Origin of the sequence: Actinomyces oris (assembly GCF_001553935.1) — a bacterium.
GTDB lineage: Bacteria > Actinomycetota > Actinomycetes > Actinomycetales > Actinomycetaceae > Actinomyces > Actinomyces oris_A.
The window spans coordinates 2,069,206-2,083,048 of sequence record NZ_CP014232.1 but is presented as its reverse complement, the minus strand read 5'-3'; the positions used below and the strand labels follow the sequence as shown (position 1 = coordinate 2,083,048).

Sequence of the window (13,843 nt, the reverse complement as noted above, 5' to 3'; positions counted from 1 at the left end):
ACGCTTCCTTGCTCACCTAATACGAACTTCGTACTATACGTTCTACGTAGTAGGTTGATGCGAGCGCAGCATCTCGCTGTCGCGTGAGTCCGAGGAGGCTTCCATGAGTCGAGCAATCGAGTATCGCCGGTTCGGCGGGCCAGAGGTCCTGGAGGAGGCCGAGCGCCCGGCGCAGGCACCCGGCGACGGAGAGGTGCGTGTCGCGGTGCGCGCCGTCGGGCTCAACCCCCTCGACTTCAAGACCTTCCGAGGCGATCTGCGAGGGCTTGAACGGGTTCAGCGCATCATTCATCCTCGACGCTGGTTTGAGGGCGCATCCGCTCGCTTCCCCAGGGGCGTGGCCCGCGACTTCGCGGGCGTCATTGACGCCGTCGGTGCGAACGTCACCGACCTCGCTGTGGGCGATGCCGTGCTGGGTACCTTGCGAAGTGCGCCCGGCCAGGCCGACACCCGCGGGGCACTCACCACCGAGCTGGCGGCACCTGCCGACGACGTCATCACGAAGCCGGCTTCGCTGTCCTTCACACAGGCGGCCTGCCTGGGTGTGGCTGCGCAAACCGCGTGCGGCGCATTCAAGCAGCTGAACCTGCACGAGGGCGATGTCATCGTCATTAGTGCCGCCGCGGGCGGTGTGGGTTCGCTCGCCTCTCAGCTGGCCGTGAGCCGAGGCGCCACCGTGATCGGAATCGCCGGCGCCCGCAATATGGACTACCTCCGCTCCTTGGGCGCTATTCCAGTCACGTACGGTGAGAATCTGACCAGCCGGGTTCGCGACGCGGCTCCCTCCCCCGTCACCAAGCTCCTGGACTGCTACGGCGGTACCTACGTACGACTTGGCCGTGATCTCGGGCTAACGGGCCGTTCCATCGGCACTCTGGTTCCCTCACCCGCAGCGATCCTCAGGGGCGCGCGGTTCACCGGCTCACGACACAGTAGTGGACGCGGTGACCTCGAGGAGGTGGCACAGCTGGTGGCGGACGACGCCATCAAGGTCGAAGTCGCTCACACTTACTCTTTCACGCTGGAGCAGGTTCGCGCCGCCTATACCGAGCTGGCGACGGGGCATGTCCGCGGCAAGCTCGTCGTCGACCTATCCTGACACTCATCCATGTTCACCCCGATCAGGAGGATCGCTTGAGCAGAGAGATTCACGATCAGCGTCTCATCCGGGCGCTGCGTGCCATGAACAGCGAACTCGCCGCCAGCAACCGTGCTGTAGCGGCGCGAACAGGACTCAACGACAGCGATCTGGCTGTGCTCGACGTCCTGCACCGCGACGGTCCGCAGACCCCTACCACTCTGGCCCGCCGCACCCGGATGGGGACCACAACAATGGCCAGCGTGCTACGGCGACTCGTCCGCGATGCTTGGGTTGAGCGTCGCCCCAGCGAGACGGACCTGCGATCCTTCACCATCCACGCAACAAGCGTTGATCGTCTTGCCGAGATATTCCTGCCCGCCAACCAGAAGCTGACTGCTCTGGTCGAGCACTGGCCGGACAGCCAGGTCGACCAGCTCATTGAGTTCCTGGAAAACGCCACCAAGGTGATCCACGAGTCGGCAGAGCAGTTGTCCTCCACGGGCGGTAGCAACTCCTAACCCCGGTCGTACATCCCTCCATGAACGGTGAGTTCACATCCGCTCAATCTGCGACATATCAGCTCACCGAATGCGAGCGAGCGTCACGCTACCCAAACAAGCACCCACGGCGGTCAGGCTTGGGACGGCCTTGAGAGCAGCCTCTGCCGGGGCGGGGGCTTACCGCACGGCGCGCAGGTAGCGGTCGCGGCCGGTGAGGTCCTGGCCGGTCTCGGCCTTCTTGAAGCCTGCCCCGAGCGCGGCCGCACGCAGCAGCGCCCCCTGCTCGTGGTCGTGCTCCATGACGAGCACCCCGCCGGTGCGCAGCAGCGCGACCGAGCGCACCAGGACGTCAATCGGAATCTCCAGCCCGTCCGGGCCCCCGCCGTAGAGGGCCACCGTGGGCTCGTGCTGCTCCGTCTCAGTGTCCTCCACGGCTCCGGCCGGCACGTAGGGCGGGTTGGAGACGACGACGTCGACCTGCCCGTTGAGGTCGTGAAGGACCAGCGGGTCGGTGGCGTCGGCGTGGATCACCTCGACGCGACCGGGCACCAGCCGCTCACAGTTCTCGCGGGCCAGGGACGCCGCAGTCTCGCTGATCTCAACGGCGACCACACGGGCTCCCGGCACCTCCTTGGCGACGCAGGCCGCAATCGCCCCCGAGCCGGTGCACAGGTCGGCGGTCAGGACCACTCCCCCGCCGCCGTCCATGACCTCGCGGGCCGCCTCAATGGCGGCCCCGGCCACCACCTCGGTCTCCGGGCGCACTATAAACACGCCGGGACGGCTGATGAGCTCGGCGCCCCGCAGCCACATGCGCCCAATGATGTGCTGGAGCGGCTCACGGCACTCGCGGCGCAGCACCAGCGCGTCATAGGCGGCCGGGAAGTCACCGTCAGCGCCGTCGGCCAGCAGCAGGGCCCGCCCCAGCAGGTGCTCAGCCAGGATGCGGGCATCGACCTGAGGGCTGGTCACGCCGGCCGCAGCCAGCCGACCGGCAGCCTGACGCACCAGCGCCCGCAGCCCGTAGCGGTCCACCGCGCCCGCCGGCGCGCCGCCACACAACTCAGGAACCACTGCCCTCACCCACCTGGGATAATCGTTCGGCCTCGTCCATGGCGATGGCCGAGGCGATTACTGGACCGAGGTCACCGTCAAGAACGGCATCGAGGTTGTAGGCCTTGAAGCCGGTGCGGTGGTCGGCGATCCGGTTCTCAGGGAAATTGTAGGTGCGGATGCGCTCGGAGCGGTCCACAGTGCGCACCTGACTGCGACGGGCCTGCGCCGCCTCGGCGGCGGCGGCGGCCGCGCGCTCGGCCAGGAGCCGGGCCCGCAGGACTCGCATGGCCGCTTCCTTGTTCTGCAGCTGGGACTTCTCGTTCTGCATGGACACGACGATCCCCGTGGGCAGGTGCGTGATGCGCACGGCCGAGTCCGTGGTGTTGACGCTCTGGCCCCCCGGTCCCGAGGAGCGGAAGACGTCGATGCGCAGGTCCGCGGCGTCGATCTGGAGCTCACCGGGGTCGTCCGCCTCCGGCATGACCAGGACGCCGGCCGCGGAGGTGTGGATGCGGCCCTGGGACTCGGTGACCGGGACGCGTTGGACGCGGTGGACGCCGCCCTCGTACTTCAGGTGCGCCCACACCCCGTCCTGGGGCTCCACGGGTCCGCGGGCCTTGATGGCCAGACGCACATCCTTGTAACCGCCCAGGTCGGAGTCGGTGGCGTCCAGGACCTCCACCGCCCAGCCCTGCCGTTCGGCGTAACGGGAGTACATGCGGGCCAGGTCGGAGGCGAACAGCGCCGACTCCTCACCGCCCTCACCGGCCTTGACCTCGATGATGACGTCGCGGGAGTCGTCAGGATCCCGGGGCACGAGGACCTCGCGCAGGTGCTCGCCGGCAGCGGCCTCGGCAGCCTCCAGGGCCGGAACCTCAGCGGCGAAGTCCTCATCCTCCGCGGCCAGCTCGCGGGCGTCAGCCAGGTCGGCACTGGCCGCCTGCCAAGCCCGGTAGGCGGCCACGACCCTGCCCAGCTCGGCGTAGCGGCGCCCCAGCCGACGCATGGCACCGGGGTCGGCAGCCGCGGGCCCGGCCATCTCGGCCTCGATATCCGCATACTCGGCCAGGAGCGGCTCTGCGGCGGAGAAGTCCTCACTCATGGACTCGGGTTCCTTCACTGGCTAGGAGTCGTGCTGTCGGGCACCAGCGGCACTCGTGCGATATGCAAACGACGCCGACGGCGACTCTGGGAGCCGGCCGCCGGCGTCGTGAGACGCGGCTACTTGCTGCGCTTGCCGTACCGGGCCTCGAAGCGGGCAACGCGGCCACCGGTATCGAGGATCTTCTGCTTGCCGGTGTAGAACGGGTGGCAGGCCGAGCACACGTCCACGCGGATCTCACCGGAGGTGACGGTGGAGCGGGTCTCGAAGGTGTTGCCACAGGTGCACGTGACCGTGGTGGCCACGTAGTCGGGGTGGATGCCCTGCTTCATAGGTTTCTCCTTAAGCGTCAGAGGGTCCCGGGTCCCACACGGGAGCGAGGGTGAACCGGAGGCCAGCAGCAGATTTTGCCACTGTCTCACGCGCCGTCGCAACGGCTGGGCCGCGTGAGACCGGGCACCTGGCCGGTTGCGTTACTCGTCCTCGCCGTCGGCCAGGGAGGTGCCGGCCGGGGTGGTCTTGGACAGCACCATGAGGAACTCGGCGTTGGACTGGGTGTCCTTGAGCTTGGAGAGCACCAGCTCGATGGCCTGCTGCTGCTCCAGCCCGGCGAAGAGGCGGCGCAGGCGCCACATGATCTTGAGCTGGGCGGGGTCGATGAGCAGCTCCTCGCGGCGGGTGCCGGAGGCCGCCACGTCCACGGCCGGGAAGATGCGCTTGTCGGCGAGCTGGCGCGACAGCCGCAGCTCCATGTTTCCGGTCCCCTTGAACTCCTCGAAGATGACCTCATCCATCTTGGAGCCGGTCTCCACCAGGGCCGTGGCCAGGATGGTCAGGCTGCCGCCGTTCTCCACGTTGCGAGCAGCCCCGAAGAAGCGCTTGGGCGGGTAGAGGGCGGAGGCGTCCACACCACCGGAGAGGATCCGGCCGCTGGCCGGGGCCGCCAGGTTGTAGGCGCGCCCGAGCCGGGTGATGGAGTCCAGCAGCACGACGACGTCCTGGCCCAGCTCCACGAGGCGCTTGGCGCGCTCGATGGCCAGCTCGGCCACGATCGTGTGGTCGGAGGCGGGGCGGTCGAAGGTGGAGGCGATGACCTCGCCCTTGACCGTGCGCTGCATGTCGGTGACCTCCTCGGGGCGCTCGTCGACGAGCACGACCATGAGGTGGGCCTCGGGGTTGTTGACACTGATGGCGTTGGCGATCTGCTGCAGGACGATCGTCTTACCCGCCTTGGGCGGGGAGACGATGAGCCCGCGCTGCCCCTTGCCGATGGGCGAGACCAGGTCGATGATCCGCGGGGTGACGGCCTTGGGCGTGGTCTCCAGGCGCAGCTGCTCCTGGGGGTAGAGGGGGGTGAGCTTGGCGAACTCGGGGCGGCGCTTGGAGCGCTCGGCGTCCATGCCGTTGACGGTCTCGACGCTGACCATGGGGTTGTACTTGACCCGGCCGGCCCGGTTCTGACGGCGGTTGTTGCGCCCGCCCTGGTGGGGCGTGGAGGACTCTCCGCCCTCGCGGACCCAGCCGGTCACGGCGTCGCCGGCACGCAGCCCGTTGTCCTTGATGAGCTGGTTGGAGACGTAGACGTCCTTGGGGCCGGGCAGGTACCCGGAGGTGCGCAGGTAGGCGTGCTGGTTGTCGGTGACGTCCAGGATGCCGGCGACCGGCAGGAGGACCTCGTCCTCACGCGACTGGTTGCGGTTGCCGCGCCCGGCGGAGCCGTCCCGGCCCTCACGGCCGGAGTCACGGTCATCACGGTCGAAGCGGTCACGTCCGCGCTTGCGGCCCCGACGACGGCGCCCACCGCGCTCCTCGTCGTAGCCGTCGGACTCGTCATTGCCGTCACGGCCCCGGCGCGAACGCTCCTGGGGCTCGACGACGGAGGTCCCGGTGGCGTCGGCCAGGTCCCGCATGAGGGCGGCCTTGGCATCGGCGTGGTCCTCGGGCGAGTCGGTACGGGGCTCGCGCGAGGCGCGCTCCTGGTTCTCGGGGGCACCGGCGGAGGCCTGGGCGCGCCGGCGGCCGCGGCGGAACTGGTCGCGCGAGGAGCGCTCGCCCCGCTCCGAGCGGCCATAGGAGTCACGGTCATCGCCCTCACTGGTCTCGGAGCGCTCGGCGCGCTCAGCACGCTCGCGCCACCGGCTGCGTGCGGGGCGCTCCTCGTCACGGCCGGAGCCGCTGTCCGAGTCGCTGCTGGAGGAGCCGGAGCGATCTGGCAGATCGAGGCCCAGGTCGAGGGCCGGCGCGGACTGACGCTCCTCGGGGGCCCCGGAGGCCGCGGTGGCGCGACGACGGCGGGAGCGTCCGGAAGCCGCGGCCGGGGGCTGCTCCGGTGCGGGCTCACTGGCCGCTGAGGCGGCGGAGGAGTCGGCGACGTTGGTCGCCCCGGCATCGGGCGAGTTCTTCGACGTGCTGTGGGAGTCGGGAGTGGAGGCGGAGGAGCCGCGCGCCTCACGGATGGCGGCGACGAGCTCACTCTTACGCATACGGGAGGTGCCCTTGAGGCCCATGGAACCGGCGAGCGACTGAAGCTCGGCCAGACGCATGGTGGAAAGCGAGGGCTGGGCGCTGGAGGTCTCGGTCACGAGTGTCCTAACGGTGTGATAACGCTCCGACAAAGGAGACGTTCAACTGGGGAGACTTCCCCGGAATCATTCACGGGGGTGGGTCATGCACTGCCGGCTTCCGCTGAGACCTGAGTCTCAGGTCCGGGGCTGGTGCGGTCAGCGGCATGGTGCGATCCGTGCGGCCGACAGCGTCATCATAGCAGCCCGGAGAAGCAGCACCTAACGGAACACTGGCGAGCAACGCCGGGGATGCAGCCATTATTCCATCCATGACACTTCTCGTCGTCGCCGTGACGCCGGTGGGGCCGACCGTACGCACGATCAGCCCCACCGGAACGATCGACTCGGACACCACCCAGTTGACTCTCGCCCTTCAAGCTCTCAGACTCACGGCCTCAGCGACCTGCGAGGAGCGTCTCCATGGGCGCGAAGTCGGCCAACGGGTCAACCGGCGCCTGGCGCGGGAAGCGCTCCATGAGCGTGGCCAGCTCCCGCCCCGCCCGGGCCACGCGCTCACTCAAGGACGACTCGGGCCTCTCAGAGGATGATGGCCTCTGCCAGGCCGCACCGAAGTCCTCACTGGCCGCGAAGACGGCGGTCTGCGTCGGCAGGGCCTTCATGTAGACCACCAGCGGCCGCAGCGCCATCTCGGTCACAAGACTGTGCCGCGCAGTGCCGGCCGTCGCCCCCAACAGGACGGGGACGCCCTCAAGCGTGCCGGCCGGCAGCACATCCATGGCGGACTTGAACAGTCCGGAGTAGGAGGCCTGAAAGACCGGGCTGACCAGGATGACGCCGTCGGCGGCTGACAGGGCATCGATCACCTTCTGCAGGTCTGCGGACACCGGCCCACCCACACCAGCCAGGGCGATGTCCTTGACCAGGGGCCTGAGCCCGATGACCTCGATGCTGGCCAGGCGGGAGTCGGCCTCCAGGGCCTTGCGGGTCGACTCGGCCAGCCGCTCGGCGAGCCGCTGAGAGGTCGAGGGCTCCGAGACCCCGGCGTGCAGAGCCACGATCCGGCTCAGACGCCCCATCTGGGTATTGGCGTAGGCGTCATAGGTCGGTGATCCGGCCAGGGACTGGGTGCCCCCGGAAGGGGCGACGGGCGCGGTCGTATCAGCGGTCATGTCATCCATCTCCTGCCTGTCACTCGTCGTGCCACGGGTTTCCCACGCCATCTCAGATCCTCACCTTCCGGCCCGTGAGCGGGTCGAACTCGTTGGACAGGGAGAAAGGCTCCTCAGCCGGGGGCTCGGCCCCCTCCAGCAGGGCCCGGTGGCGCGGGTGGAGCGGCGCGTCGGGAACCCCCTCGGGCCTGGTGGACTCCAGCTCGGCACGCAGCGCCGGAACGATCTCGGAACCCAGGTACTCGATCTGCTTCATGATCTCCTTGTGCGGGACGCCGCCCAGGTCCAGGTTGAAGGCCTGACGCTGGTAGTCGCCGATCGCGTCCCGGTAGGTCAGGTACTTCTCCACGATCTGCTCAGGCGTGCCGACCGCGAGAGGCGTGTGCTGTGTCATCTCTTCCAGCGACGCCCCCTGGTAGACGTAGGTGTTGCGGAAGTAGGGGGTGTATCGCTCGATGGCCTCGGTCTCACTCCTGGCGGCGAAGATCTGTCCGCCCAAGCCCACGATCGCCTGCTCGGGCCGACCATGACCATAGAAGGCGAAGCGCTCTCGGTAGAGATCGACCATCTTCTTGACGTGGTCGATGGGCCAGAAGATGTTGTTGTGGAGGTATCCGTCTCCGTAATAGGCGGCCTGCTCGGCGATCTGGGGCGAGCGGATGGAGGCGTGCCACACGAAGGGCGGGACACCGTCGAGTGGGCGGGGCATGGATGTGAAGTCCTGCAGCGCGGTGCGGAACTCACCCTCCCAGTCCACATTGGTCTCGCGCCACAGACGGCGCAGCAGGTCGTAGTTCTCCACCGCGAGCGAGATGCCCTTGCGGATGTCCTTGCCGAACCAGGGGTAGACCGGTCCAGTGTTGCCACGCCCCATCATGAGGTCGACGCGCCCGTCGGAGAGGTGCTGGAGGTAGGCGTACTCCTCGGCCAGACGCACGGGGTCATTGGTCGTGATGAGGGTGGTCGCAGTGCTCAGGAGCAGCTTGTCCGTGCGGGCGGCGATGTTGGCCAGCAGGGTCGTGGGTGACGACGGCGCGAAGGGTGGGTTGTGGTGCTCCCCGGTGGCGAAGAAGTCCAAACCTGCCTGCTCGGCCAGGACCGCCATCTCGACTGTGTTCTTGATGCGCTGATGCTCACTGGGAGCCTTACCAGTAGCCGGATCGGTCGTGATGTCTCCAACTGTGAAGATTCCAAACTGCATCAGACGTCTTCCCCATTTCTCAACACTGGATTTCAATGATTTCTTGTGTACTGAGAGAACTGGAGAAGCCCATAGTTTATTTCTCAACCACCTAGATGTGGTGCACGTCCCACGTGGAAGCAGGGCTCAGCAGCCTCACCGGGGATTCGAGACGGAAGCGGATCGCGGGCGTCCTCGAGTCCGAGGACGCCCGCGATCAGGGAGGCGAATGAAGAAGCCGTTCGCGTGGATCAGGAGGTCAGGACCGCCCCACGGGTGTCGATTCCGGGGCTGAGCACGCTCCAGCCGTGGTTCTCCAGGGCGAAGCGGGTCTGGTCGGCCAGGGTGGACAGGACCAGCACCGTGGGACCAGCGCCGGAGATGACGGCCGGGTAGCCCTGCTCGCGCAGCGAGTCCATGACGGCCATCGAGGCGGGCAGGACTCCGCGCCGGTACTCCTGGTGGAGGCGGTCCTCGGTTCCGGCCATGAGCAGGTCGGGACGTCCGGCGAGCGCCAGCATGAGCACGGCGGCCCGGGAGGTGTTGAACAGGGCGTCCTCGCGCGGCACGGAGACCGGCAGGACCTGACGGGCCTCCTTGGTGGACAGGCGCGTCGTCGCCGGCGGGATGAGCAGGCTCACCCCGAGGGAGGCGTCCACGGGCATGGGCGCCATGCGCGGGTGCCCGCCGCGCTCGACCCAGGCGACGGTGGCGCCTCCGAACACGGCCGGGGCGACGTTGTCGGGGTGGCCCTCGAAGTCGGTGGCCAGGGCGAAGATCCAGTCATCGCTGAGGGCCTCGGGCTCGGCGATGAGGCCGCGCGCCAGCATGAGTCCAGCCACGGCAGCACTAGCGGACGACCCCATACCTCCGCCGTGGGGAATCCGGTTGACGCAGCGCATCTCGAAGCCGGCCTGTGGGGCTCCCACGGCGTCCAAGCCGGCCCGCAACGCCTGCACGACGAGGTTGTCGTCGTCGGTGGGGACGGTCTCGGCACCCACACCCTCAACAATGACGCGGGTGGTGCCGGTGATCGGCCGCACCGAGACCTCGTCGTAGTAGCGGAAGGCCATGCCGAAGGAGTCGAAGCCCGGCCCCATGTTCGCCGTCGTGGCTGGGACCCGGACGGCCGCGCGCTCGTAGACGATGCGCATGTCACTCGCCTTCGACGCGCTGGATGGAGACGACCTCGGCGACCCGGTCGGAGTCCCGCAGGCCCTCGACGGCGGCGTCGAGGTGGAAGACGGGGGCAGGGTGGGTCACGAAGGTGACGACGGCCTGGTCGTGGCTGCCGTCGGAGGTGACGTAGGCGCTCTGGCGCACCGAGTTGATGGAGACCTCGTTCTCGGCGAAGACGGAGGCCATCGCGGCCAGGGAGCCGACGGCGTCGTCTGAGCGCAGCTGGATCTGGTAGCGGGTGACGGCGGCCTCGGGGCCGAGGACCGGAAGGCTCGCGTAGGAGGACTCGCGGGGGGCCTGGCCGCCGTGGACCCGGTGGGCGGCGGCTGCGACGACGTCGGACAGGACCGCTGAGGCGGTCGGGGCTCCTCCCGCTCCCTGACCGTAGAACATGAGGCGCCCGGCGCTCTCGGCCTCGACCAGGACGGCGTTGTAGGCGCCGTGAACGCTGGCCAGCGGGTGGTCGTTGGGGACGAGGGCGGGGTGGACGCGCACGGAGACGCCTTGCGCGTGCTCGTCGTCGCGGCGCTGGGCGATGGCGAGGAGCTTGAGCTCGCAGCCCGAGGCGTGAGCCTCGCGGATGTCGTCGGCAGTGACCTCGCGGATGCCCTCAACGGAGACGTCGTCGAGGCCCACGCGGGTGTGGAAGGCGAGGGAGGCGATGATGGCGGCCTTGGCGGCGGCGTCCAGGCCGTCGACGTCGGCGGTGGGGTCGGCCTCGGCGTAGCCGAGCTCCTGGGCGGTGGCCAGGGCGGTCTCGAAGGAGAGTCCCTTGGTGCTCATCTCATCAAGGATGTAGTTAGTGGTGCCGTTGACGATACCGAGCACGCTGGTGACCCGGTCGCCGGCCATGGACTCACGCAGCGCGTAGACCACTGGGATGGCACCGGCAACAGCGGCCTCGTAGTAGAAGTCGGTGCCTGCGGCCGCCGCGGCGGTGTAGAGCTCGGGGCCGTGGGCCGCGATGAGGGCCTTGTTGCCGGTGATGACGCTGGCCCCGGCCTTGAAGGCGGCCAGGATGAGGGTGCGGGCCGGCTCGATCCCTCCGATGAGCTCGATGACCAGGTCGTTGCCGGTGGCGACAGCGGTGGCGTCATCGGTGAGGAGGTCCTGGGGGACGGCGAAGTCACGTGGCGCGTTGACGTCGCGGACGGCGACGCCCGTGATCTCAAGACGTGCCCCGGAGCGGGCGGCGAAGTCGTCGGCCTGCTCGGTGAGGAGGCGAATGACCTGGCTGCCGACGGTCCCGGCGCCGAGGACGCCGACGGTCAGTGTGCGCTGGGCGGATGAGAGGTCTTGAGCCACGGGATGACCACCTTGCTGAGTGTGCTGTGTTGCGTGCCGCGCATGGGCACTTCGACTGCGTCATGCGATGAGGCCGATCGGCGGGCGCGGTCAACCGACCGACCACCGACGCTGGCCATCACTGCGGGCCAGCATAAGGGGCATCGACCGCGGAGCGCTTGCATGTCCGCCTGTGGACACACGGCCGGTCCCGACCTCCTCGGCGCGATGGGACCGGCAGGGGTGCTTCCGGCGCCGGCCTGAGGCGGATCGCGAACGGGGTGGGACACTCAGCGACGCCAGATGATCTGTTTGATCAGTCGGCCGATCACCCGCCCCAGACCCATCGACGTCGGGACAGACGCGCGGTCGGAGTACCCCCAGGCCGGAGGCGGCTGCTCCAGGGAGGAGAGGAGGGAGGTCAGTGCGGACGGAGAGGAGGGGGTTGTTGCGCTCATGCCTTCAGGTTAGAAAGCGGCGCTGCGATAAGCGCCCCTCAGGAGAATGATTGACGTGGCGGGATCCTCCTCCCTACGGCTGAGACGACCTGATGAGGCTCTCCTGCTGTCGGCGTGCACCCCGAGCCGAGACGATGAGAAGCCTGCCGCCCTCTGCACACAGACGGCCAGTGGCCCCGACCCGGTTGAACCGGGTCGGGGCCACTGGATGGGCTCCGATGACAGAGCGTTCAGGCTCGAGAAGCGGCTACCCGCATTCAGGAGGCATTGCGGCGACGAGCCACCAGCAGGGCACCGCCACCCAGGCCGGCGCCGGCGAGCAGCACGAGCGCAACGGCGTTAGCACCGGTGTGCGCCAGCGGCGGGGTGCCACCGTTCGGCGTCTTCGGGGTGGAGGTGGGCGGCACCGGAGCACCCGGGGTGCTCGGCGGCTGCTGCGTAGTGGTCGGCGGGGTCGCCGGCGGGTTGTCGACCGTAGGCGGGGCCTGCGTGGTGGTCGGCGGGGTCGCCGGCGGAGTGGTCACCGTGGGCGGGGTCTGCGTGGTGGTCGGCGGCGTCGAGGTGGTTGTCGTCGTGTTGGTCAGAGAGACCTTGACGAGCTCCTGGTCGCGGATGGTGAAGGTGTTGGTCTTCTGACCGTCGATGGTGAAGACCGGCTCACCCCAGCTGAAGCCGGAGGCGGCGGGCTGGGCCTTGGAGGTGTCCTCGGAGAGCGTGACCTTGGTTCCCACGGGGAAGGTGCCGTCGAAGGCGACCGGCTCACCGGGCTTGACCGTGACGGAGGAGGTTCCGGTACGGCCCTCGCCGGTGGCCTTCTGGCCCTCGGGAGCCTTCCAGTCCGGGTAGGAGCTGGCAGCGGCCGGCAGCTCGTAGGCGACGTCAACGACGAAGCTGGAGCCGGCGGCCTTCGCGGCGGCCTCACCCTCAACGACCTTGGTCACGTTGAAGCTGCCGAAGCCGGGCTCCATCTGGACCGAGATGTCGAAGTACTGGACGTAGGACTGCTGCTGAGTGCTGGTCAGGTCCGTGCCGTTGAGGTTGACGGTGTTCTCGTAGGAGGTGCCCCGCGAGGCGGCGACGGCCTTGCCGTTGGCGTCCACGAAGGAGACGGGGTACTCCAGGGTGAAGTTGGTGCCGTTCTTGAACGGACCGGTCACCTCGTAGGTGGCGGTGCGGCCGTCCTGGGAGTAGGTGGCCTTGACGTCGTAGTCACCGTACTGGGTGGTGGCGTCCTGGCCGGCGGCGTTGGTCACCGGGATGGACTTGCCGTCCGCAGGACGCAGGTTGAGGACCGTGCGAGTGGCGTCAGCCTGGTTGAAGGCCATGCCGCCACCGAGGGTGTCGGTGAAGACGATGCTCTGACGGGAGCCGTCGAAGGTCTTGCCGAGCTTGTCACCAGTGGTCTGGTTGGTCCCGAAGTTCACACCCCAGGTCAGCTCCTTGTAGTCGTTGTAGAAGCTGGAGGCCCACTTGGTGAGCTCCCAGTCGCTCTCCTTGGGGCCGCCGATGCCGCCGCCACCGGGCAGGGTGACGGTGGTGGTGACACCGTTGACGGTGAAGTCAACGGACTGCACGTCGGTGGCCTTGGCGACGGACACCAGGGCGGAGCCGGAACCCTTGAAGTTGTGGAAGCCGGCGGCCTTGAGCTCGTCAACCTTGGAGTTGAAGGTGCAGGTGACGTCCTTGACGGTCAGGGTGCAGGTACCGACCTCGACATCCTTGCCGCCGTACTCGACGGTCATGGGGTGGGTCTCGCTGTTCTGCAGGTTGGTGAAGTACTCACCCAGACCGATCGTGAAGGAGTCGCCGCTCTTGAGGTTGGCGTCGACACCACTCCAGTCGAAGCTGAGGCGGGCGAGATCGTAGGTGTTGAGCTGTCCGTCCTGCTCAACGTTGTTGCCGTCCACCCGTGTCAGAGACAGGTTGGTGACGTTGACGCTCTTGTTCTGCTCAGCGCTCGCCTGGGGGGCGAACTGAGACAAGATCGCGACAAGGAAGAGAGTGAGGATGGCAGCGGCCCCCCTCACCGCCCCTCGCGTGAGGGCCGGCCGAGAGGCGGCGCCCGTGGACATTGTGTTCATGGGTTCTCCGGATTCCTGGCATAGATGACAAGGGTCTGCCTTGTGAAACATCACCGAACGTTCCCACCATCTGTTCAGAAGAGGGAAAGGCCGCCCCGTGATGACCAAGACCACTGTGTCACAAACCGACTGATTGGGAACAGGGAACACTCAAAACACGCGCGACCTCACAGTCTCATCACAATCAAAACTGCTGTTTCACACATCCTGAAGCCCTCTAGTTTGTAG

Annotated in this window: 12 protein-coding genes; 2 read left to right on the top strand and 10 right to left on the bottom strand. The window is 68.0% G+C overall.

Going from position 1 to position 13,843, the window contains the following annotated elements; all coding sequences use genetic code 11:
• Window positions 1-103 precede the first annotated feature (103 nt).
• Both AXE84_RS08395 and AXE84_RS08390 read left to right on the top strand, forming a co-directional pair.
• On the top strand, window positions 104-1,099 hold the full coding sequence (locus AXE84_RS08395) for an NADP-dependent oxidoreductase (RefSeq protein ID WP_060957555.1): 996 nt from the start codon (window positions 104-106) through the stop codon (window positions 1,097-1,099).
• Between the two features lie 35 nt (window positions 1,100-1,134).
• Window positions 1,135-1,599 carry a MarR family winged helix-turn-helix transcriptional regulator gene (locus AXE84_RS08390; protein WP_236750033.1) on the top strand — a complete coding sequence of 155 codons (465 nt, stop codon included), beginning with the start codon at window positions 1,135-1,137 and terminating at the stop codon, window positions 1,597-1,599.
• 159 nt (window positions 1,600-1,758) lie between these two features.
• Here the strand turns inward: AXE84_RS08390 and prmC are convergent, their stop codons facing one another.
• The 10 genes from prmC to AXE84_RS08345 form a co-directional block, all read right to left on the bottom strand.
• Entirely contained in the window at window positions 1,759-2,655 is an 897-nt protein-coding gene (prmC, locus tag AXE84_RS08385) for a peptide chain release factor N(5)-glutamine methyltransferase (RefSeq protein ID WP_060957554.1), read from the bottom strand.
• The gene (gene prfA, locus AXE84_RS08380; RefSeq protein ID WP_060957553.1) at window positions 2,645-3,739 is read right to left on the bottom strand and encodes a peptide chain release factor 1; all 1,095 of its coding nucleotides are present in this window, start codon (window positions 3,737-3,739) and stop codon (window positions 2,645-2,647) included. The genes prmC and prfA overlap by 11 nt, the downstream gene beginning before the upstream one ends.
• 119 nt (window positions 3,740-3,858) lie before the next feature.
• Window positions 3,859-4,071 (bottom strand): 50S ribosomal protein L31, encoded by a 213-nt coding sequence (gene rpmE / locus AXE84_RS08375; RefSeq protein ID WP_003782958.1) that lies wholly within the window; start codon window positions 4,069-4,071, stop codon window positions 3,859-3,861.
• Between the two features lie 141 nt (window positions 4,072-4,212).
• A complete protein-coding gene (rho, locus tag AXE84_RS08370) occupies window positions 4,213-6,321 on the bottom strand; it encodes a transcription termination factor Rho (protein ID WP_060957552.1) in 2,109 nt (702 codons plus the stop codon).
• Between the two features lie 377 nt (window positions 6,322-6,698).
• The gene (locus AXE84_RS08365; protein WP_420480481.1) at window positions 6,699-7,433 is read right to left on the bottom strand and encodes a CE1759 family FMN reductase; all 735 of its coding nucleotides are present in this window, start codon (window positions 7,431-7,433) and stop codon (window positions 6,699-6,701) included.
• Between the two features lie 52 nt (window positions 7,434-7,485).
• Entirely contained in the window at window positions 7,486-8,634 is a 1,149-nt protein-coding gene (locus AXE84_RS08360; protein ID WP_060957550.1) for a CE1758 family FMN-dependent luciferase-like monooxygenase, read from the bottom strand.
• 230 nt (window positions 8,635-8,864) lie between these two features.
• Window positions 8,865-9,767: a homoserine kinase gene (gene thrB, locus AXE84_RS08355; protein ID WP_060957549.1), complete on the bottom strand. Its 903-nt coding sequence runs from the start codon at window positions 9,765-9,767 to the stop codon at window positions 8,865-8,867.
• Window position 9,768: 1 nt separating this feature from the next.
• On the bottom strand, window positions 9,769-11,097 hold the full coding sequence (locus AXE84_RS08350) for a homoserine dehydrogenase (RefSeq protein ID WP_010613393.1): 1,329 nt from the start codon (window positions 11,095-11,097) through the stop codon (window positions 9,769-9,771).
• Between the two features lie 269 nt (window positions 11,098-11,366).
• Complete coding sequence (locus AXE84_RS13020) at window positions 11,367-11,534, bottom strand: hypothetical protein (protein ID WP_162829179.1); 168 nt, start codon at window positions 11,532-11,534, stop codon at window positions 11,367-11,369.
• Window positions 11,535-11,791: 257 nt separating this feature from the next.
• Entirely contained in the window at window positions 11,792-13,615 is a 1,824-nt protein-coding gene (locus tag AXE84_RS08345) for a DUF5979 domain-containing protein (RefSeq protein WP_060957548.1), read from the bottom strand.
• Window positions 13,616-13,843: the final 228 nt, after the last annotated feature.